Origin of the sequence: Rhodococcus sp. FH8, assembly GCF_019266085.1 — a bacterium.
GTDB lineage: Bacteria > Actinomycetota > Actinomycetes > Mycobacteriales > Mycobacteriaceae > Rhodococcus_F > Rhodococcus_F qingshengii.
Genome location: NZ_LPNQ01000065.1, coordinates 228,527 through 248,098 on the forward strand (window position 1 = coordinate 228,527; position 19,572 = coordinate 248,098).

Genomic DNA, 19,572 nt, shown 5'->3' on the forward strand with positions numbered 1-19,572 from the left:
GTGGAGGTAGTCGGGTGGTTCGTGTTCGGGTGGGGTTCGTCTTGTTGGGCGTCGGGTCGGCGCTCGTGCTCGCAGGGTGCAGCGGGGAGGCGGATTCAGCGCCGACCGTAGCGGCGCAGCCCAGTTCGTCCACCACTACCGCAGTGCCGACGACAACCACCACCGTCGCGCCCGTCGTCCCCACGACCACCGAACCACCGACCACGACGCTGCCACCGACGACGACACTCACGGACGTGCAGTTCGAGCGCAACGAGTCGTACTACTTCACCACTCCCGACGGAAACTTCCAGTGCGGCATCATCAAGTTGCCCACCAGAATCGAAGCCGGGTGCGAGGGAACGACCACTCCCGTTCCGCCGCGGCCGGAGAGCTGCATGGTCAACTGGGGCAACGGTATTCGCGTCACCGACGAGGGTGAGGGTGCTTTCATGTGTTCGGGAGGAGAGGTGTACACCTCTGGCGGCCCCGACGCCGATCCGGTGTTGGCGGCCGGTCAACCGCTGAGCAAACTGGGTTTCACCTGTACGACCACCGCGACAGACGTCTCGTGTGTCAACGATCAGACCACGCACGGCTTCACCGTGGCTGCAGATTCCAACGAGGTGTTCTGATGACCGAAGTCGCAGCCGACGACGTGTCCGGCGGAGCCGGTGAACCGGGACCCACCGAGTGGGGCGAGAATCCCAACGGCGTCGGACCCTGGGCCGAGGAGCACGACACGGAACCGCCGACCGACGAGCGCTACGACCCGGTACTTCTGGCCGAGGGTGATCGTCGAAACGTCTTGGACGAGTATCGGTACTGGACGCGGGAAGCGATAGTCGCGGATATCGACTCGCGCCGTCACACGATGCATGTCGCCATCGAGAACTTCGCGCACGACGCCAACATCGGCACGGTGGTCCGCACGGCCAACGCGTTTGCCGCGGCCGCGGTCCACATCGTGGGGCGTCGGCGCTGGAATCGGCGGGGCGCCATGGTGACCGATCGATACCAACACATCGTTCACCATGCAGACATCGGCGAACTCGTCGAGTACGCCCGTGAGAATTCACTCACGATCGTGGCCGTCGACAACACCCCGGGGTCGGTGCCGCTGGAAACGGCAAGCCTGCCGCGGGAGTGCATCCTGCTGTTCGGTCAAGAAGGCCCCGGAGTGACTGATCATGCGAAAGAGGTTGCGTCCATGACGGTCTCGATCGCACAATTCGGTTCGACTCGCAGCATCAACGCCGGTGTCGCGGCCGGCATCGCGATGCACGCGTGGGTACGTGAGCATGCCGATCTCGCCGATTCCCGCTGATCTCGCTCGCGAATTCCGGCTAGCGTGTAGCGCCTCGACCAGACAGGATAGGTAGTTATGCAGGAAGTGTGGGCAGAGCGGGCCGATGCGGCTGAGGGCGCGATAGTCAGTCGTCACCTTCGGCGCCTGTGGGGAATGCCCCGGACAGCACTCGGCGTGGTTGCCTGGCCTGCTGTTCGACGCGAGCGGATGTTCAAGCCGTGGCACTACTGGTGGCAAGCGCACCTGCTCGATACTGCGATCGACGCACTCGAACGTGACCCGACCCCCAAGCGTCGTCGCCGGGTCGCGAAGGTTGCCCGCAGTGTGCGGGTCCGCAACGTCTCGGCGTGGACCAACAACTACTACGACGACATGGCGTGGCTGGGCCTCTCGCTCGAACGTGCGCAACGCATGTTCTCGGTCGATCACCGAACCGCGGTTCAGGCGCTCGAATCGCAACTCTTCGATTCGTGGTCCCCGGCCGACGGCGGCGGTATTCCGTGGTGCAAAGGCTCCGATTTCTACAACACACCGGCAAACGGACCCGCCGGAATCATGCTGGCGCGCACCGGAAAACTCTGGCGTGCGCAGGCAACGGCCGACTGGATCGACGAGACACTGCGGGATCCGGACTCCGGACTGATCTTCGACGGTATCCGCCGCGACGGCACCCTCGAGCGCGCGATCTATTCGTACTGTCAAGGCGTCACGCTGGGGTTGGAAACCGAGTTGTCGACGCGATTGGGCGAACCGCGCCACCGCGAGCGAGTCCACAAACTCGTCGACGCGGTGTACGACGGCATGACCGAGTACGGAGTCATCACGGGCGGTGGCGGAGGCGACGGCGGACTGTTCAACGCAATCCTGGCTCGCTACCTCGCGTTCGTGGTGGTGAACCTGTCCTGGGAGACTCACGAGGACCTGCGAGCGCGCGAACTCGCAGCGCAGATCGTTCTCTCCTCCGCGGAAGCTGCCTGGAACAACAGACTGCAGATCGAAGGCCTGCCGCTGTTCGGGCACGACTGGACCAAGGATGCTCAGTTGCCGAGTCTGTCCGGCGACATCGCCACCTTCGCCGCCGGAACGGTGCGCTCGTCGAGCGTGCCCGAGCGAGACCTCTCGGTGCAGGTAGGTGGGTGGATGCTCATGGAGGCGGCATTTGTCGTCTCGGCGGCTGGATACCCGCGTAAGCGTTAGGCTTTTCCCTCATGGAATCCCGGCACGCGGTCGACACGGACGGCGTACGTCTTCACATCGATGTCGGTGGGGCAGGGGCGGACGTTCTGGTTCTCTCCGGCGGCCCGGGATGCGTTCACTATCTTGCTCACGACGAGCTGGTTCCGGAAGGAATGCGCGCGTGGTGCCCTGAGCCACGCGGAGTCGGCCGGTCCGGTGGCGGCGCTCATACGATGGCGCAGGCGGTTGCGGACCTCGAACTCGTCCGACGCACGTTCGAGATCGACAGTTGGGTCGTGCTGGGGCACTCGTGGGGATCCGACTTGGCGGTGCGGTACGCACTCGACTGTCCGGAATCGGTGTCCGGCGTCGTCGGCATCGCGGGGCACGGCCTCCACAAGGACCGGACATGGTCGAAGCAGTACGAAGCGGGAATCGAGCCGGACCCGCAGATACCTTGGGAACCTGTTGTCTGGCAATCGCTTCAAGAATCGTTCATCGAACGGATCCATGAACCACAGCTGTTTCGGCAGTTGGCCGACTCACCAGTGCCCATGACATTTCTCGCGGCGGCCGACGACATTCGCCCGTCGTGGCCGTTGCAGCAACTGGCCGAGCTCGTGCCTAACGGTAGTTTCGAGGTCGTCGACGGTGTCGCGCACAACTTCTGGCAGTCTCACCCGCTCCTGTGGAGGAAGATCGTCACCGAGGCTTGTGCGACGCACTCTCGACTCTCCTGATCTCCACCAGGATCCGCTCCGCAACGGTCTGGTATCCCAGGCTCCGATTGACGGTCAGCATCGGGTGGTTTTCCGCGTTCACCGTTGTGTAAATCTTTCGCAGGGAGGGAAATTCAGCTGCCAACACAGACGCTTGTTGCTCCTTGACCCACCGAGCGAGACCGTGTCCGCGGTGCTGGGGAAGTACCACGGTGTCGTGCTGCGATGCGTGGGTGCTGTCATGTTCGTCCACCGTCACCACTGTCGCTGCGGCTACTTCGCCGACACTGTCGTCGACCGCGCAGCACACCAGGAGCACTTGAGAGCCACCCGTCATCTTCTGTTCCCACGATCTGACCTCGTCAGCTCCCCAATTACGTTCGGGCATCTGCAGTTCGGCGCCCGGCGCGTCGAGGAGTCGGTTCAAAGCCTCCGAGAAGGAGTGGACCAGCTCGTCCGGGGTTCGGTTGCGCCAACTGACGATTCGATAGCCGGGGCGGGTGCTGTGTGCGGTGGGAGGGCTGAGGTGCTGAACCTGGTTGGCCAACCGAAGCAACACACGGTGGCCGTCGAACGATCCCAGGAAATGCTCGGCTGCGCTTCCGACGAGCGCCGTCACTCTGATTCTTCGCACGCCGAACCCGGCGATGTCGACTTCGGCGAGTTCGGCAAGCGCTCGTCCTACCCCTCGTCGCTGCGCGTGGGGTGTCACGTACATCCGAAACTCTGCGAGATCAGGTTCCGCCGAGTTGCGTCGCGCCTGGGCGATGCCGAGGACTTCGTCCGTTCCACCGTCGCGTGCGATCCAACGCCATACATCGGCCGAATTGTCCTCGGCCTCGATCATTTCCATCAGCGCCGTCGCTGTCGGCGCAGTTCCGGACAGGTGACGCTGGCCTTCGGCGAAGACCTCACACCACTGGTGAAGAACAGTTGCTGTCGATCCGGACGGTACGAACTCGGCTACGACTACGCGGCTCACCCATGTGACGATACCGAGCTGCCAACCCCGAGTTGGAATCACGCGAACCCTAACCCTGTCGGACTGCGGCGGCAGTTGCCAGCATTCAGGCATGTCTGATTCTCCGCGCCAACTGAGCCTCAACGCGTTCATCCACCCCGCCGGTCATCACGAAGCGGCGTGGCGTCATCCGTGGACAACACCGGAACGTCTGTTCGACGTCACGTATTTCCAGGAGATCGCTCGCACTGCTGAGGCGGCGAAGTTCGACGGAATCTTCTTCGCCGACGGTCCCGCGTTGCGCAGCGACGTCGAGCACGGCCCCGCAGGAACGTTGGAGCCGATCACCTTGTTGACGGCCATTGCAGTGGCAACCGAGCGGATCGGATTGATCGCGACGGCGTCGACCACGTACTACGAGCCGTACAACCTGGCTCGGCTGTTCGCCTCGCTCGACCACATCTCGAACGGACGTGCTGGGTGGAACATCGTCACCACGGGTACGGATCTGGCTGCCGCGAACTTCGGGCTGGCCAAGCATCCGGACCACGGCGACCGGTATTCGCGTGCACGGGAATTCGTCGACGCGGTGGTGCGGTTGTGGGACAGCTGGGAGGACGACGCGATCAGTCTGGACCGGGAGAACGGAATCTACGCGGACAGAAACAAGATTCACGAGATCAACTACGTCGGCCGGCATCTTCGGGTGCGGGGACCGTTCAACGCACCGCGAACGCCGCAGGGATACCCGGTGCTGGTGCAGGCCGGGGCGTCCAACGACGGTCGCGCGTTTGCCGGTCAGTATGCGGAGGCGATTTTCACAGCGCACCAGAGACTTTCCGATGCGCAGGCGTTCTACACCGACATCAAGTCGAGGGCTGCTCAGTTCGGGCGCAACCCCGATCATGTCAAGATCCTGCCCGGAATCAGCCCGTTCATCGGTGACACCGAGGAACAAGCCAAGGCGCTCGAGCGAGAATTCAACGAGTTGACTTCGCCGGAGTACGGGCTCGCGCAACTCGGTGCACTCACCGGGACCGATGTTCGGAATCTGGAACTGGATGCACCGGTTCCTGTCGAATTGTTCGCGGCGGCAGGTGATGTCACCGACAACAAGCAAAGCAGATTGCAGGTGATCGCCGGCATAGTCGAGCGTGAGCGTCCGACGGTTCGGGGACTGCTTCATCGTTTGGCGGGTGCGCGCGGACACCGGGTGTTTGCCGGAACCGCCGAGCAGGTGGCTGACACGATCGAGGAATGGTTCACCAGCGGTGCTGCTGACGGCTTCAACGTCATGCCGCCGTACTACCCGGGTGGGCTCGAGATCTTCACCGAGCGTGTGGTCCCGATCCTGCAGGATCGCGGTCTTTTCCGGACTGAATACACGGGTACGACCCTTCGTGATCATTTCGGTTTGCCGAGGCCCGAGAGCCAGTTCTCGGGTAGTGCCTCTGCAGTGCAGTAGGCCCGCCCGCTGTTGTCGATAATGACAATGGTTACCATTAAGGAATGAAGCAGCTACCGGTAACCGTGCTGTCCGGATTTCTGGGCGCAGGCAAGACCACACTCCTCAACCACATTCTCGCCAATCGCGATGGCCGGAGGGTCGCCGTCATCGTCAACGACATGAGCGAGATCAACATCGACGCGGCCCTCGTCGCGGGCCAGGGTCATCTCGACCGCACGGAAGAGAAGTTGGTCGAGCTGACCAACGGATGCATCTGCTGCACGCTGCGTGAGGATCTGATCGACGCCGTCGGCGCCCTGGCCCGAGAGGGGCGATTCGATCAGTTGGTGATCGAGTCCACCGGCATCTCCGAACCGATGCCGGTGGCGGCCACCTTCGACTGGGAATTCGAGGACGGTTTCAGCCTCGGCTCGCTCGCGAAGCTCGACACCATGGTGACCGTGGTGGACGCGTCGACCTTCCTCGGCGAGCTGGCAAAAGGCGAACGACTGGACGAACGCAACCTCGAAGCAGGGGAGGGGGACGGACGCAGCATCTCCGATCTCCTGGTCGATCAGGTGGAGTTCGCCGACGTCATCTTGCTGAACAAAACCGACCTGGTGAGCCCGCGGGCGGCAGGAACCGTCGAGGCGACGCTTCGTAGGCTCAACCCCACCGCTCAACTGATTCGAACAGATCACGGCAAAGTCACCCTCGACCGTGTCCTCGAAACCGGTCTCTACAACCCGGAACTTGCTGCGCAGGTATCCGGTTGGGACGAGGAACTGGCCGGTGGGCACACCCCGGAAACCGAGGAATACGGAATACGCAGCGTCACATACCGCGCCTCGCGACCCTTTCATCCGGCGCGACTCGAGGCCGCGCTCGGTCAGTTCGCCGGACTCCTGCGGAGCAAGGGATTCTGCTGGATCGCCAGTCGGCCCGAGTCCGCCGCGATCTGGTCGCAGGCAGGCCCCAACCTCGTCATCGAACCGGCTCAACTGTGGGCGTCGGCGGCGGAGGTGCCAGGGCAGGAGATCGTGTTCATCGGAGTGAAACTGGACCCGGCGGCGCCGTCACGAATCCTCGATCCGGCTCTGCTGACCGATGACGAACTACGCGAAGGACCGCGGGCATGGACTCGCTACGAAGACCCGCTGCCCGCGTGGGACCAGAGCCACCTGCACTGAGCAGTCAGCTTCTAGTCGAGGACTTGTTCGACCTCGACGTCTTCGGCCGGTCGGGCCATCTCCTTGCGGTACTGCCAGATTCCCAGCGCAGTACCGATGACCAAGCTGACCATCATCACGATCAGCACGGCGGGCAGCAACCACGGCACGCGATCGAGGAACGAGCCACCGTAGAAACCGAGTAGCAGGAGCACGGGCGCCCAGATGATCGCGCCGATGGTGCTCGCGATGGTGTAGCGCGTGTGGTTCATCTTGGCTGCGCCCGCGACCATCGGGCACAGGGTGCGCACCCACGGAACCCAGCGAGCAATCAGGACCGCCCAGAATCCGTGTTTTTCCAACAGGATGTTCACGCGGTGCAGGTTCTTCTCGGTGAAGTACTTGCCGCCCTTACGGGCTTTGATGTGATTGCCGGTCCGGTGGCCGATGACGTACCCGACCTGGTTGCCGGCAATGGCCGCGATCATCGCACCGACAGACAACGCCCACACGTGGCCCGCGCCGGATTCGTGGCCGGCGAGAACGATTCCGGCTGTGATCAGAAGCGAATCACCGGGGAGAAACAACCCGAGGATGATCGCGCACTCGATGAAGACGAACGTGACGACGATGATCCAGACCAACAGAGGCCCGGCAGTCTCGAGCGGGGAGAAACTGCCGGATGCGAGCGTCATCGTCGTCAGTTCTTCGCCTCGTTCTGCAATCAGGGGGTGGGGTCTTCGGGGACTGTCACCGTCGAATTGTCCGTAGTGGAAGTATTCGCCGTTTCACCACGTCTCGACGCCAGAATTCGCTTCCCGATTTCGAAGACGATCGGCAGAACCGACACCAGGACGATCAAGATGAAGATGTAGTCGACATTGTCGCGGATGAATTCGATCTGCCCCAGGAGGTAGCCGAGCAAAGTCACGCCGGCACCCCACAGGATGCCGCCGACGATGTTGTACGTCAGGAACAGTGAGTACTTCATCTTCGAAGCGCCGGCGACAACCGGAGCAAAAGTACGCACGATCGGCACGAACCGAGCCAGGATAATGGTGATCGGGCCGTGCTTTTCGAAGAAGGCGTGTGACTCGTCGATGTACTTCTTCTTGAAGAACCGCGCGTCGTCCGTCTTGAACAGGGCAGTTCCGCCCTTGGCGCCGATGTAGAACCCGACTTGGTCACCCAGAATCGCGGCGATCGGAATGGTCACCAGGAGCACCCACAGCGGCGCGAACGGTTCGATCTCGGTGGACTTGGACGCCGCGATCAGCCCTGCGGTGAAGAGGAGCGAATCGCCGGGCAAGAGCGGAAACAGCAGGCCTGATTCGATGAAGACCACCAGAAGCAATCCCACCAGAACCCACGTTCCGAAGGAATTCAAGAGGTTCACGGGATCGAGGAAGCCGGGCAGCAAGGCCAGGTTCGTCACGGATTCAGTTGCTGCCTGCACATTCACGGTGGCCAGAGTACCGGCCGAATCTGAGTGTTTCCCACCACCGCAGGTCATCGCGTCGGTGGCGGCGGGCCGAGACCGCAAAGAGACGTGACGAGTCGGACTTGCCATACTGCTAGGACCACACGAAGCGCTTTCACATCGCCGAGCGCTCCGAACGACACGTATATGGAGGACTCCCGCCGTGCCTATCGCAACTCCCGAGGTCTATGCCGAGATGCTTGGTCGGGCCAAGGAGCATTCCTTTGCCTTCCCCGCCATCAACTGTGTCGGCTCCGAATCCATCAACGCAGCCATCAAGGGCTTCGCGGACGCCGGCAGTGACGGCATCATCCAGTTCTCGACGGGCGGCGCCGAGTTCGGTTCCGGTTTGGGCGTCAAGGACATGGTCACCGGCGCTGTTGCGCTCGCCGAGTTCGCACACGTGATCGCGGCAAAGTACGACGTCACCATCGCGCTGCACACCGATCACTGCCCGAAGGACAAGCTGGACACCTACGTGCGTCCGCTGCTCGCGATCTCGCAGGAGCGCGTCGACGCCGGTCGTAACCCGCTGTTCCAGTCGCACATGTGGGACGGCTCGGCTATCCCGATCGACGAGAACCTGGCCATCGCCAAGGAACTGCTCGCCCTCTCGAAGGCTGCACGCATCATCCTCGAGGTCGAGATCGGTGTCGTCGGCGGCGAAGAAGACGGCGTCGAAGCCGAGATCAACGACAAGCTCTACACCTCGAGCGAAGACTTCGAGAAGACGGTCGATGCTCTGGGCATCGGCGAACAGGGCAAGTACCTCCTTGCCGCCACCTTCGGCAACGTCCACGGCGTCTACAAGCCGGGCAACGTCAAGCTCAAGCCCGAGGTTCTCGAAGAGGGCCAGAAGGTCGCCGCTGCCAAGCTCGGCCTGGCTTCCGGTTCGCAGCCCTTCGACTTCGTCTTCCACGGTGGATCGGGATCGTTGAAGTCGGAGATCGAGGACTCGCTGAACTTCGGCGTCGTCAAGATGAACGTCGACACCGACACCCAGTACGCGTTCTCCCGTCCGATCGCCGGACACTTCTTCACCAACTACGACGGCGTCCTCAAGGTCGACGGCGAGGTCGGAAACAAGAAGGCATACGACCCGCGCAGCTACCTCAAGAAGGCCGAAGCCGGCATGACGGCTCGCGTCGTCGAGGCGTGCAACGACCTGAAGTCGGCCGGACGCTCGGTGTCGGCAGGCTGATCGGTTTCACAACTGCGCTTCACAGAACAAAATGCGCGCCGGCGAAATTCTCGCCGGCGCGCATTTTCTGTTCAGGTACCTACTTGCTGGGATCGCAGACCTTCCACGTGCCGTCCTGGCGCTCGAGGTCGAACGTGCGCCACGACTGCTCGCCCGTGCTCGGCAAACTCGCCTGGACCTGAGCGATCGCGGTGTCGTCGGTGATGCGCACCGCGTCGACGGCTCCGACCTGCGGGATCGTCTTCTGAGCGACGGCATTGTCGTGGACCTGAGCGAACGCTGCGTCGGGAATGGTGCGGTAGTACTCGCCCAACGCCCCACAGGTCGACGTTCGCAGCGTTGCCAGGTCGCCGGTCTGCAGAGCGTCGACATACGTCGAGATGGCGGTCTGGACCTGAGCTTCGGGTGAGCTTTCACCGCTACCGCTGTTGGACGAGACGAATACGGCGACGCCGATCGCCGCGAGGACGGCGACGCCGGCCGCTGCTGCCGCGATGTACCAACCCTTGCCGCTGCGCTTGGTTTTCTCCGGCGCGGCGGGCTCGATGCGAGTCGGCATCGGCTGAGCCGGCGGTGGGGTCGCTGCGACACCCACACGTTGAGGCGCGGCGCGCTGCTGCGGTGGTGGTGGGGTCGGAGCCTGCCGGGGTGGTGGTGTCGGCTGCGTGGCTTTCGGAATCGCGACGGTGGCAGGCTCCGGCTTGGGCTGGGGTGTCGGTGCTGCTGTGGGTGCCTGAGTTGCCTTGGGGATCGCGACGGTTGGTGCGCTGGCAGCTTTGGCGTCGCCGTCCGCTTTCGAGGCCTTGTCTGTCTTCTGGATCGCCACAGTCGCAGGTTCGGTCGGGGCCGACTTCTCGGGCGCACCCTTCGGTGCTGCGCTCTTTTTCGAGTTGTCGTCTTTCGAGTCCGGCACGGGTAACCCTTCGGTCTTATGCAGCAATGACCATGTCAGGGTAACGACCGGTATGTAGCCTGCATAACTCCGACCGTCGGCGAGGCGGTCCTGTGGCAGAAAGGCGTAGCGGGCACAATGAGCGCATGACCCAATTCGGTGACCTGCTCGGACCCAAGCCCACTCTGCTTCCCGGCGACGACGACGCGGAATCGGCACTGCTCAACCACGCTGAACCGGCCCAGGTAGCGGCCGACCACCCCACTGCCTCCATTGCGTGGGCCTACCTGGCCGAGGCTGCCCTGGACAAGGGCGAAACCATCACGGCCTACGCCTACGCGCGTACCGGATACCACCGCGGACTCGACCAACTGCGTCGCAACGGTTGGAAGGGTTTCGGTCCCGTGCCCTACAGCCATGAACCGAACCGTGGTTTCCTGCGTTGCGTCGCAGTCCTGGCCAAGGCCGCGAAGACGATCGGTGAAGCCGACGAGTACGCGCGTTGCCTCGATCTGCTCGAAGACTGCGATCCCAACGCCGCCGAAGCGCTTGGCCTCGGTTAGCAGTTTCCGTCCGAGCCGGGCCGGCATCAAGGACCGGGCTCGCAAATCGGTGCGTCGGCTTCAGACGTCGGCGCTACCGATCATTCAATGTGCCTTGGCGGCCGGATTGGCGTGGTGGGTTGCCACCACGGTGATCGGGCACCACGCGCCGTTCTTCGCGCCGATTGCCGCTGTGGTCTCGCTCGGTCTGTCGTTGGGTGCACGACTACGACGCTCGTTCGAGTTGGTTGCGGGAGTCACGGTCGGTATCGGAATCGGTGATCTGATCATCTCCGGTATCGGGAGCGGACCGTGGCAGATCAGTTTGGTTGTCGTGCTGGCGATGTCCGTCGCGGTGCTTCTCAACAGCGGGCCGATCTTCTCCATGCAGGCGGGAAACTCGGCTGTGCTGGTGGCGACGCTGATCCCGCCGGGCGGCAGCGGCGGTCCCGATCGCATGATCGATGCCCTTGTCGGTGGCCTGGTGGGTATCGCGGTGGTCGCGATCATCCCCACCCACCCGGTACGACGCGCGCGCAAGGATGCTGCATCGATCCTCGGAACCGCTTCCGAGGTACTGCAATTGGTGGCAGACGGCCTCGTCGCGAATGACCCGGACCCGATCGTGAAGGCACTGCAGAAGGCGCGCGCAACTCAGGGTGCCATCGACGGGTTGCGCAGTAACCTTCTCGGCGGGCGCGAGATCAGCCGAATCTCCCCGCTGTACTGGAACAGTCGGCCTCGCCTCGAAAGGCTCATGGCGACAGCCGATCCCATCGACAACGCGATGCGCAACATTCGAGTGCTCGCGCGTCGTTCGTTGACGTTGGTCAGGGACGACGAGATCCTCGATCCGCGTCTGGTGGCTCAGGTCGAGCGCTTGTCGAAAGCCGTCGAAGTTCTCGAGGACATGATCCTGGCGGAGCCGGGGGAGCAGCCTGATCAGGCCGAAGCAGCGCGCGTCCTGCGCTCGGTCGCGAAGGAACTGAAACCGGCGATAGTGGAGAACGCGGGCTTGTCCTCGACGGTGGTGTTCGCCCAGATTCGATCGCTGGTCGTCGACCTGTTGCAGGTCGCGGGCATGAAGCGAATCTCGTCGATCGCCACTCTGCCGCCCACCGTGCCTCATCCCGCCTACGAGCCGGATCACTGACCTCTGCCGTTTCCCGCTCACTGAGCAACTCATTGTATGTATGCGAATGTATGCATATGCTCTGAGAAGGACTTGGGAGGGAACAGGACAAATGGGAGCAGGGCACGGTCATTCACATGGCCACTCGGCAGCAGATTCGGTCGGCGTAGGACCGTCACCGCAACGCATCAGAAAAATGGCGATCGCGCTTGCGATCCTCGTTGCGTTCCTCGTACTCGAGGCCACGGTCGGCATCCTGATCAACTCGTTGGCTCTGCTTGCCGACGCCGGTCACATGCTCACAGACGTGGTGGGTATGGCCATGGGACTGACGGCGCTGCTGCTCGCGAAGAGGGGCAGCACCACCGCGGCCAGGACCTTCGGTTGGCACCGCGCCGAAGTGCTGACCGCCATGGCCAATGCGGTGATGCTGCTGGCCGTCGCCGCCTGGGTCTTCTACGAGGCAATCGGCCGCATCGGTAACGAACCCGAGATCCCGGGCGGCGCCCTGATCATCACGGCGGCCGCCGGCCTGGCCGCGAACATCGTCGTGATGCTGATGCTGCGCGGCGATTCCAAGGACAGCCTGGCCGTGCGTGGTGCCTACCTCGAAGTGCTTGCCGACGCCGTCGGTAGCGTCGGCGTTCTGATCGCCGGTGGCCTTGTCCTGCTGTTCAACTGGACGTGGGCAGACGTCGTCGTCGGTGTTCTCATCTCGCTGTGGGTGGTGCCGCGTGCGATCAAACTGGCCGCAGCATCGCTGCGCATTCTGACGCAGGCGTCGCCGGCCGACGTCGACGTCGAAGCGGTCGAGGCCGACCTGGCGGCGCTGCCGAGCGTGATGGGTGTTCACGACCTACACGTCTGGACGCTCACCACCGGCATGGATGTCGCGACAGTCCACCTGACCAGTGACGCGAATTCGTCGAACGTTCTGGAATCCGCGCGCACCGTCCTCGAGAGTCACGGTCTTTCCCACGCCACCGTTCAGGTGGAATCGTGTGCCAACGGCGAGCACTGCGAGAAGAACGTCACTTGGTGAAGCGGGTGATCTCCTTGCCCGGCTTCCAGAGATCGACATACATGTGTTCGTCGTCGACAGTCGTGTGCACCACCTCGTCGATGTCGAGGACAAAGAGGTGCAGAGGCTTCGGAACCTCGTAGGTGTAGCTTGCGAGCACGGCTTCGAACTCGTCGCCGGTCACCTCGCGTGCGAGTCCGGCGATCTTCGCGTCACCGCCCTCCATGGTGTGCTCGCCGGGATTGCTGTGGAGGGCGTAGCGCCCGTCACGGATGAGGTCCTTCGCCTTGAGTGCGCCGAACATCGAACCGAGCACCAGGCGCCCGTCGAGGATTTCGACTTCGGTGCCGCTGACCCGTGGTGAGCCGTCCTTGCGCAGCGTTGCGAGGACGTGATGCTTGTGGGCTTTGAACCGCGCTTGGACCGCGTCGGCAAGAGCGGGTACTTCTTCGGAGAACTGCTTCCAGGTGACCATGACGGTCATTGTGCACCCCTATTCCTGACAACTTCTGTCAGTGATTCTTGGTAATGTTCGGTCCATGAGATCCGCGCGGTTACTCCAACTCATGCTGCGTTTGCAGGGGAGTCGCGGCGTCGTCGCCGAGCAGTTGGCCGACGAGTTCGGTGTGTCAGTGCGGACGATCTACCGCGACGTGGCCTCGTTGTCGGCTGCCGGTGTGCCGATCTGGACCGAGAGCGGCCCCGGTGGTGGCATCCGTCTGCTCGACGGATGGCAGTCCAAGCTGTCCGGCATGACGGACGACGAGACGTCCGCACTCATGCTGTTGGGCGTGCCGTCCATCGCTGCAGATCTCGGGCGATCCGACGCCGTCGGTTCGGCGGGGGCCAAACTGCTCCGCTCCCTGCCCGGTCCCCTGCGCGAGAGTGCACGACTGTGGCAGGACCGCATTCTCGTGGACGTTCCGGGTTGGTTCGGCGGCGTCGACGACATCTCTGCGCTTCCGATCGTCACATCCGCTGTGCTGGACTCACGTCGACTGCGCTTCGCCTATCGCGATCGCGAGCGGACGGTCGAACCGCTGGGTCTGGTCATCAAAGCCGGTGTTTGGTATCTGGTGGCGGGGATGAACGGTCGAACGCTGTCGTTTCGAGTCGGGCGCATCAAAAATGCCGTGGTAGAAGATGATTCGTTCACTCGGCCGGCGGATTTCGACCTGCCGTCGTGGTGGGCAGCGTCGATGGCCGAGTTCGACCGGTCGCTGCTTCGCTTCGACTGCCGGGTGCGGTTGTCGCCCGAGGGGAGGCGCAGGCTCCCCGATGTGGTGGGCGAGCTTGCCGCTGCCGTCGGAGTGGGGCCCGAGGACGACGACGGATGGGTGAGTGCCGAGCTGAAACTCGAGAGCGAAGATGTCGCGCTCTCCCAGTTGATCGGGCTGGGAGCCGACGTCGAGGTGCTCGAACCCTCGTCTTTGCGTGAAGGGATACGCACCGTGGCGGAGCAGATGGTGCTCCGCCACGGGCACGACAGCTAAGCCGTCGCAGAACGCTTTGCGAGCATGCGGGTGATACCCAGTTGAGCGGCGACGATAACGGCGCCAACCACCAGGCCCAGTGCTGCCGAGGCAAGTGTGTTGACGATCCACGCCAGCACGCCACCGACTCCGGCGATGTCACTGACTGCTTCTTCGCCGTGATGAACGGCGTCGTAGAGCGGGTGGAAGCCCAGTTCGTCGATGCCGACCAACAGGATGTGGCCACCGACCCACAGCATCGCGGCGGTACCCACGACCGAGAGCACTGACATCACGTGAGGCATGCCGCGAACGAGGCCTCGGCCGACCTTGTGGGTGAAGCCAGACGACGTCTCGGCGATCTTCAATCCGATGTCGTCCATCTTCACGATCAGTCCGACGACGCCGTAGACGACCACCGTGATGACGACCGCCACGACGGCAAGGATCACCAATCGGCTCCAGAAGCCTTCGCCTGCGATGGTGTTGAGTGCGATCACCATGATCTCGGCGGACAGGATCAGGTCGGTGCGGACGGCGCCCGAAACCACTGCTTCTTCGTCGCGAGGATGCTCGTCAGCGGCCTCGTGGTGGTCACCGTGGCCGAAGATTGCACCCCAGATCTTGTGAACCGCTTCGTAGCTGAGGTAACAGCCGCCGACCATCAACAGTGGCGTCAGCAGCCAGGGGAGGAACTGACTCAGCAGCAGAGCGATCGGAAGGATGATCAGCAGCTTGTTGCGCAGCGATCCGATGGCGATGCGCTTGATGATGGGCAACTCGCGTTCGGCTGCGAGCCCACGGACGTACTGCGGCGTGACGGCTGCGTCGTCGATGACCACGCCGGCAGCTTTGGCGGTCGCCTTACCGGTTGCGGCGGCAACGTCGTCGATCGAGGCGGCAGCCATACGAGCCAGGGCTGCGACGTCGTCGAGCAGGGCGAAGAGTCCGCCGGCCATCACAGACCTCCAGTGGAATCAGTGGAAAAAGGTGGCCGGACCGAACCGGTGACGCAGTTACTTGATCGCACGAGGTCTCTATCCATGATCGTCGTAGGTGAGGTCAGGTCACCTGGAACGATACCGGGGGCATCCGTCAGGGACGACCTCGCGAGGTCGGTTGCCCTTCGTCACGAAAGGTCTTCCCGACCCGGTGCTCGCGTGTAAGACTGCACAGAAGATCGATCGAAACGGGGCACTATGCGTGAACCAGACACTGCACAGGTCGCCAAGACTTTCGACGCAATGGCGGCGCACTACGACCGACAGATCGGGCGCTTCGAACGCTTTGTGCTCGGTGACGCCCGGAAATGGGCCGTGGACCAGGCGCATGGCCGCGTGGTCGAGATCGCCGTGGGTACCGGACTGAACCTGCCTCTCTACGGAGACGACGTCGATTACGTCATCGGCGTGGACATCTCGACTGCGATGCTCGATCAGGCCAGGCTCAAGGTCTCCGAGGGAGTGAAGACCGAAGTCGACCTACGACTCGGAGACGTGCAAGCACTCGATGTTCCCGACGAGTGCGTGGACACGTTGGTCTCGACCTACGCCTTTTGCACGATCCCCGATCCGGACCGAGTTGCGAACGAAGCATTTCGAGTCCTGGTACCCGGTGGTCGATTCGTCCTCGCCGAGCACGGACCGAGCAAGAACGTTGTTGCTCGTACGTTGATGAAGGTCGTCGAACCGCTTTTTGTTCGGTTCGGTGCCGATCATCTCACCCGTGAACCGGTTGAATACCTCGAAAACGCCGGTTTCCTGATCGACGAGGTGCAGCGCAGCGGCCGGGGCGGAATCGTGTTTCGGGTCGTTGCGCGCAAGCCGGATCCCGAATGGACGGCACTCGGTCACTGATGTCGGAATGCCGTCCATCGGGGATTGCTCAGCCCAGGCGCTCCAGGATGGTCGCGTTGGCCAACCCACCTGCCTCACACATGGTCTGGAGTCCGTAGCGCGCGCCGCGCTGCTCCATCGCGTTGACCAGGGTGGTCATGATCCGCGTTCCGCTGCCGCCCAGTGGGTGGCCGAGCGCGATGGCGCCGCCGTGGACGTTGACCTTGGACAGGTCGACGCCGGTGTCCGCTGCCCACGAGAGGACCACTGGGGCAAAGGCCTCGTTGACCTCGAACAGATCTATGTCCGAGACCGTCAATCCCGCACGGGCCAGGACCTTCTGCGTAGCCGGGATGACCGCGGTGAGCATGTAGAGCGGATCGTCGCCGGCAACTGCGAAGCTGTGCAATCGTGCCTTCGGGGTGAGGCCGAGTTTCGCGGCGATCTCACTGGTCGTGATCATCACCGCCGAACTGCCGTCCGAAAGCGGGCTGCTGTTGCCCGCGGTGATGGACCAGTCGATCTGTGGGAATCGCTGTGCGTAGTAGTCGGATTCGAAGGCGGTCCGTAGGCCGGCCAGGGTCTCGACCGTGGTGCCGGGGCGGATGGCCTCGTCGACCGACAGCTGCGGGAGCGTGGCGAGTTCCTTGGTGAAGTAACCACTCTCGGTTGCCAGCGCGGCTTTCCGATGGCTCGACGCCGAGAACTCGTCGAGTTGGGTGCGGCTCAGTCCCCACTTGGCGGCGATCAATTCGGCGCTGATGCCCTGCGGTACCAGACCGTCCGGATAGCGCTCTTCGAAACCCACGCCGAGTGATTCGCGCCCGATGCTGCTCGAGCCCATAGGGACTCGGCTCATCGACTCGACTCCGGCAGCGACAACGATGTCGTACGCACCGGCAATGACGCCCTGAGCGGCAAAATGAACTGCTTGTTGGCTACTTCCACACTGTCGGTCGACGGTGGTTCCCGGTACCGACTCAGGGTAGCCTGCGGCGAGAAGGGCAGTGCGAGTGACATTCTGGCTCTGTTCACCGACTTGGCTTACCGCTCCACCGATGACGTCGTCGATCAGTGCTGCATCGATTCCAGTGCGTTCGACTACCGCCTTGAGGCTGTGGGCGAGGAGGTCGACGGCGTTGATGCCGTGCAGGGCGCCGTTCGCCTTTCCCTTGCCGATCGGAGTGCGAACGGCTTCGACGATAACTGCGTCTCTCATGACAAATTCCTTTCAGGGATGGCGGATTCAGCAGGGACAACCGGGGTGGGTGTGGTCGCAGGCGTCATTCCCAGTGATGCCAGGGCAGACACAAGCGCGACGGCAAAGATCACCCACCAGGCCTGGCGGAAGGTGTCGTAGTCGACAGCAGAGCCGAGAACCGCGATCAGAACGCTCACGCCGAGAACGGTTCCGATCTGTCGGCTCATGCTGACGATTGCGCTACCGGTGGCCGATCTGGCAGGTGCCAGATCAGCCGTGGCCTGCGACAGGATGGTCGGCAGGGCAAGGCCGACACCGATCCCGGCGATGATCCAGCCTGGTAGGAGTCCGGTCGCGTAGTTGGGTGTCGTATCAACCGAGACGAGAACGAGTACGGTTCCGACTGCCCACAGAAGGCTGCCGAGTGCGGCGACGCGTCCCGCCGAGTACCTCCGCGTCAGCGATCCGCCGGCGATGGCGAACAGCGGAACGAGAAGCGGACCCGGTGAGACGGCGAAACCGGTTCGCAGAGCGGAGTATCCCCAGGCTTCCTGGAGCCACAGGATGTTCGAGAGAAGACCCGCGGCGAATGCTGCGCTGAACAGGATGGCGGTGACGTTGGACCAGGCAAACGAGCGGATCTTCAGAAGATCCGGAGCAATCAACGGAGTCCGGTGACGAGAGTTGCTCCACCAGAACGAGAGTAGTGTCACGGCGGCCACGGCGAAGGCAATCAGAACGCGATTGTCGGTCCATCCCCAGTCCGGACCCTGGACGAGTGCCAGGGCGAGAGAGCCGATTCCGACGGTGAGGAGGGCAGCGCCGACGAAGTCGATACCGGCATCGGGGTCCTTGTGTGTTGTATCCGGTACGAGTCGGACTGCGAAGTAGAGCAACACGATGCCCACTGGAACATTGATCAGGAAGACCCAGCGCCACGAGGCCTCTACGAGGATGCCGCCCACGACAGGGCCGAATGCAGCTGCTGCAGCGCCGGCGGCTGCCCAGATGCGAACGCCGGATTGACGTTTCGCGGCGGGAAGCGCATTGATCAGAAGCCCGAGACTGGCCGGGGTGAGCGCAGCGGCACCGACTGCCTGGACGATACGGAAGGCCACCAGTGCCCACAAGGACGGGCTGAAGGCACAGGCGGCGCTGGCGAGGGTGAACAGTGCGAGGCCGGCGATGAAGGCGCGCTTGTGCCCGATCCTGTCCGCCCAGCGTCCGAGGGGTATCAACAGTGCGGCGTAGACGATCGCGTAGCTGTTGAGGATCCAACTGAACTCGCCGAGCGAGTGACCCGGGTAGCTCTTGGCGATGTCGCCGAAGGCCACGTTGACCACAAAAAGATCGAGGCTGGCGATAAACGGCGCCCCCGACAGTATCGCGAGCAGGGGTCCGGTCCGCACCGGCTGGCTATGAAGTTCCATAGTCAGCAATCTAGACTCTGGCTATGGTTATGGCAAGCCAGGGGGTATGGTGAATTGCATGGACGCTGTACGACTGACCGGAGTGCTCGAAGATCGCGACGCCTGGCGGGCCACGCACTGTTCGATCGGGCGGGCCATGGAAGTGGTCGGCACTCGATCCGCGATACTCATTCTGCGAGAGGCCTATTACGGCACAACGCGTTTCGACGACTTCGCGTCGCGAGTCGGCATCACCGAGGCGGTTGCGTCGGCGAGGCTGAAAGAACTCACTGAGGCGGGACTGTTCGAGCGTGTGCCGTACAAGGAGCCTGGAAAGCGGACGCGGCACGAGTACGTGCTCACTGAGAAGGGCCGTGACCTGCTGCCGGCGGTTCTCGCGCTGATGCAGTGGGGCGACAAGTATCTGCACGGCGGAAAAGGTGGACCGTTGGAGGTGGCCGACGACGCTACTGGTGAGCGCGTTCGCGTCGAGGTGCGCAGTGAGTCGGGTCGTGAAGTGCCTTTGGGGGAGTTGCGAGTCTCTGTCAACGAATCGCGTCGGCGGTTGCGCGAATAGCGATGCATCTCAACAGCTCTCGAGTGTAGGTCTTCTTGAAGTTGTCCGGT

General features: G+C 63.1%; 21 protein-coding genes. 13 read left to right on the plus strand and 8 right to left on the minus strand.

From position 1 onward, the window contains the following. The first annotated feature begins 14 nt into the window (after positions 1–14). The 4 genes from ATN38_RS15415 to ATN38_RS15430 are packed head-to-tail and all read left to right on the plus strand — an operon-like array spanning position 15 to position 3,204. Positions 15–614: a DUF6636 domain-containing protein gene (locus ATN38_RS15415; protein WP_003944380.1), complete on the plus strand. Its 600-nt coding sequence runs from the start codon at positions 15–17 to the stop codon at positions 612–614. Further along, a complete protein-coding gene (locus ATN38_RS15420) occupies positions 614–1,306 on the plus strand; it encodes a TrmH family RNA methyltransferase (protein ID WP_042452183.1) in 693 nt (230 codons plus the stop codon). The genes ATN38_RS15415 and ATN38_RS15420 overlap by 1 nt, the downstream gene beginning before the upstream one ends. A 57-nt stretch (positions 1,307–1,363) precedes the next feature. Beyond that, positions 1,364–2,485, plus strand: a complete 1,122-nt coding sequence (locus ATN38_RS15425) for a glycoside hydrolase family 76 protein (protein WP_003944321.1) — start codon at positions 1,364–1,366, stop codon at positions 2,483–2,485. 11 nt (positions 2,486–2,496) lie between these two features. Next, positions 2,497–3,204: an alpha/beta fold hydrolase gene (locus ATN38_RS15430; RefSeq protein WP_218748208.1), complete on the plus strand. Its 708-nt coding sequence runs from the start codon at positions 2,497–2,499 to the stop codon at positions 3,202–3,204. Here ATN38_RS15430 and ATN38_RS15435 read toward each other — a convergent pair. Beyond that, positions 3,167–4,165, minus strand: coding sequence for a GNAT family N-acetyltransferase (locus tag ATN38_RS15435; RefSeq protein WP_308256206.1), 999 nt, complete (start codon positions 4,163–4,165; stop codon positions 3,167–3,169). The two genes, ATN38_RS15430 and ATN38_RS15435, sit on opposite strands and share 38 nt — an antisense overlap. 91 nt (positions 4,166–4,256) lie before the next feature. On the opposite strand from ATN38_RS15435, the gene ATN38_RS15440 reads away from it, so the two are divergent. Both ATN38_RS15440 and ATN38_RS15445 read left to right on the plus strand, forming a co-directional pair. After that, the gene (locus tag ATN38_RS15440) at positions 4,257–5,609 is read left to right on the plus strand and encodes an LLM class flavin-dependent oxidoreductase (RefSeq protein WP_007726771.1); all 1,353 of its coding nucleotides are present in this window, start codon (positions 4,257–4,259) and stop codon (positions 5,607–5,609) included. A gap of 44 nt (positions 5,610–5,653) precedes the next feature. Further along, a complete protein-coding gene (locus ATN38_RS15445; RefSeq protein ID WP_218748210.1) occupies positions 5,654–6,781 on the plus strand; it encodes a GTP-binding protein in 1,128 nt (375 codons plus the stop codon). A gap of 11 nt (positions 6,782–6,792) precedes the next feature. Here ATN38_RS15445 and ATN38_RS15450 read toward each other — a convergent pair whose 3' ends face one another. After that, positions 6,793–7,455 (minus strand): DedA family protein, encoded by a 663-nt coding sequence (locus ATN38_RS15450; RefSeq protein WP_070160628.1) that lies wholly within the window; start codon positions 7,453–7,455, stop codon positions 6,793–6,795. A 29-nt stretch (positions 7,456–7,484) separates the two neighbouring features. Next, entirely contained in the window at positions 7,485–8,222 is a 738-nt protein-coding gene (locus ATN38_RS15455; protein WP_003944390.1) for a VTT domain-containing protein, read from the minus strand. A 181-nt stretch (positions 8,223–8,403) separates the two neighbouring features. Between ATN38_RS15455 and fbaA the strand changes: the two genes are divergently transcribed. Continuing rightward, entirely contained in the window at positions 8,404–9,441 is a 1,038-nt protein-coding gene (gene fbaA / locus ATN38_RS15460) for a class II fructose-bisphosphate aldolase (protein WP_007726777.1), read from the plus strand. 79 nt (positions 9,442–9,520) lie between these two features. Here fbaA and ATN38_RS33210 read toward each other — a convergent pair whose 3' ends face one another. After that, entirely contained in the window at positions 9,521–10,354 is an 834-nt protein-coding gene (locus ATN38_RS33210) for a nuclear transport factor 2 family protein (protein WP_218748211.1), read from the minus strand. 125 nt (positions 10,355–10,479) lie between these two features. Here ATN38_RS33210 and ATN38_RS15470 point away from each other — a divergent pair, with 125 nt between their 5' ends. The 3 genes from ATN38_RS15470 (at position 10,480) to ATN38_RS15480 (ending at position 13,049) form a co-directional block, all read left to right on the plus strand. Further along, positions 10,480–10,896, plus strand: a complete 417-nt coding sequence (locus tag ATN38_RS15470) for a DUF3151 domain-containing protein (RefSeq protein ID WP_007726781.1) — start codon at positions 10,480–10,482, stop codon at positions 10,894–10,896. After that, positions 10,883–12,028, plus strand: coding sequence for an aromatic acid exporter family protein (locus ATN38_RS15475; RefSeq protein WP_003944297.1), 1,146 nt, complete (start codon positions 10,883–10,885; stop codon positions 12,026–12,028). Before ATN38_RS15470 ends, ATN38_RS15475 begins: the two co-directional genes overlap by 14 nt. A gap of 91 nt (positions 12,029–12,119) precedes the next feature. Then, on the plus strand, positions 12,120–13,049 hold the full coding sequence (locus ATN38_RS15480) for a cation diffusion facilitator family transporter (protein WP_007726784.1): 930 nt from the start codon (positions 12,120–12,122) through the stop codon (positions 13,047–13,049). On the opposite strand, the gene ATN38_RS15485 is transcribed toward ATN38_RS15480, so the two are convergent. Then, positions 13,039–13,503: a pyridoxamine 5'-phosphate oxidase family protein gene (locus ATN38_RS15485; protein ID WP_037131507.1), complete on the minus strand. Its 465-nt coding sequence runs from the start codon at positions 13,501–13,503 to the stop codon at positions 13,039–13,041. The genes ATN38_RS15480 and ATN38_RS15485 overlap by 11 nt on opposite strands. Before the next feature lie 64 nt (positions 13,504–13,567). On the opposite strand from ATN38_RS15485, the gene ATN38_RS15490 reads away from it, so the two are divergent. Then, positions 13,568–14,521 carry a YafY family protein gene (locus ATN38_RS15490; protein WP_218748212.1) on the plus strand — a complete coding sequence of 318 codons (954 nt, stop codon included), beginning with the start codon at positions 13,568–13,570 and terminating at the stop codon, positions 14,519–14,521. On the opposite strand, the gene ATN38_RS15495 is transcribed toward ATN38_RS15490, so the two are convergent. Beyond that, positions 14,518–15,459 carry a DUF808 domain-containing protein gene (locus tag ATN38_RS15495; RefSeq protein ID WP_007726787.1) on the minus strand — a complete coding sequence of 314 codons (942 nt, stop codon included), beginning with the start codon at positions 15,457–15,459 and terminating at the stop codon, positions 14,518–14,520. The genes ATN38_RS15490 and ATN38_RS15495 overlap by 4 nt on opposite strands. A gap of 240 nt (positions 15,460–15,699) precedes the next feature. On the opposite strand from ATN38_RS15495, the gene ATN38_RS15500 reads away from it, so the two are divergent. Further along, positions 15,700–16,356 (plus strand): class I SAM-dependent methyltransferase, encoded by a 657-nt coding sequence (locus tag ATN38_RS15500; RefSeq protein ID WP_042452162.1) that lies wholly within the window; start codon positions 15,700–15,702, stop codon positions 16,354–16,356. Positions 16,357–16,384: 28 nt separating this feature from the next. Here the strand turns inward: ATN38_RS15500 and ATN38_RS15505 are convergent, their stop codons facing one another. Together ATN38_RS15505 and ATN38_RS15510 are read right to left on the minus strand one after the other, a co-directional pair. Beyond that, entirely contained in the window at positions 16,385–17,554 is a 1,170-nt protein-coding gene (locus ATN38_RS15505) for a thiolase family protein (protein ID WP_042452159.1), read from the minus strand. Beyond that, positions 17,551–18,966, minus strand: coding sequence for an MFS transporter (locus ATN38_RS15510; RefSeq protein ID WP_218748214.1), 1,416 nt, complete (start codon positions 18,964–18,966; stop codon positions 17,551–17,553). The genes ATN38_RS15505 and ATN38_RS15510 overlap by 4 nt, the downstream gene beginning before the upstream one ends. Before the next feature lie 58 nt (positions 18,967–19,024). Between ATN38_RS15510 and ATN38_RS15515 the strand changes: the two genes are divergently transcribed. Beyond that, positions 19,025–19,522: a helix-turn-helix domain-containing protein gene (locus ATN38_RS15515; protein ID WP_007726791.1), complete on the plus strand. Its 498-nt coding sequence runs from the start codon at positions 19,025–19,027 to the stop codon at positions 19,520–19,522. The last annotated feature ends 50 nt before the right edge of the window (positions 19,523–19,572 follow it).

What these genes read in the sequence shown, in the direction of transcription:
- ATN38_RS15420 (WP_042452183.1), top strand. Translation starts at nt 614, where the DNA reads ATGACCGAAGTCGCAGCCGACGACGTGTCCGGCGGAGCCGGTGAACCG.
- ATN38_RS15425 (WP_003944321.1), top strand. Translation starts at nt 1,364, where the DNA reads ATGCAGGAAGTGTGGGCAGAGCGGGCCGATGCGGCTGAGGGCGCGATA.
- ATN38_RS15430 (WP_218748208.1), top strand. Translation starts at nt 2,497, where the DNA reads ATGGAATCCCGGCACGCGGTCGACACGGACGGCGTACGTCTTCACATC.
- ATN38_RS15440 (WP_007726771.1), top strand. Translation starts at nt 4,257, where the DNA reads ATGTCTGATTCTCCGCGCCAACTGAGCCTCAACGCGTTCATCCACCCC.
- ATN38_RS15445 (WP_218748210.1), top strand. Translation starts at nt 5,654, where the DNA reads ATGAAGCAGCTACCGGTAACCGTGCTGTCCGGATTTCTGGGCGCAGGC.
- ATN38_RS15450 (WP_070160628.1), bottom strand. Translation starts at nt 7,455, where the DNA reads ATGACGCTCGCATCCGGCAGTTTCTCCCCGCTCGAGACTGCCGGGCCT.
- ATN38_RS15470 (WP_007726781.1), top strand. Translation starts at nt 10,480, where the DNA reads ATGACCCAATTCGGTGACCTGCTCGGACCCAAGCCCACTCTGCTTCCC.
- ATN38_RS15480 (WP_007726784.1), top strand. Translation starts at nt 12,120, where the DNA reads ATGGGAGCAGGGCACGGTCATTCACATGGCCACTCGGCAGCAGATTCG.
- ATN38_RS15485 (WP_037131507.1), bottom strand. Translation starts at nt 13,503, where the DNA reads ATGGTCACCTGGAAGCAGTTCTCCGAAGAAGTACCCGCTCTTGCCGAC.
- ATN38_RS15490 (WP_218748212.1), top strand. Translation starts at nt 13,568, where the DNA reads ATGAGATCCGCGCGGTTACTCCAACTCATGCTGCGTTTGCAGGGGAGT.
- ATN38_RS15495 (WP_007726787.1), bottom strand. Translation starts at nt 15,459, where the DNA reads ATGGCCGGCGGACTCTTCGCCCTGCTCGACGACGTCGCAGCCCTGGCT.
- ATN38_RS15500 (WP_042452162.1), top strand. Translation starts at nt 15,700, where the DNA reads ATGCGTGAACCAGACACTGCACAGGTCGCCAAGACTTTCGACGCAATG.
- ATN38_RS15505 (WP_042452159.1), bottom strand. Translation starts at nt 17,554, where the DNA reads ATGAGAGACGCAGTTATCGTCGAAGCCGTTCGCACTCCGATCGGCAAG.
- ATN38_RS15510 (WP_218748214.1), bottom strand. Translation starts at nt 18,966, where the DNA reads ATGGAACTTCATAGCCAGCCGGTGCGGACCGGACCCCTGCTCGCGATA.
- ATN38_RS15515 (WP_007726791.1), top strand. Translation starts at nt 19,025, where the DNA reads ATGGACGCTGTACGACTGACCGGAGTGCTCGAAGATCGCGACGCCTGG.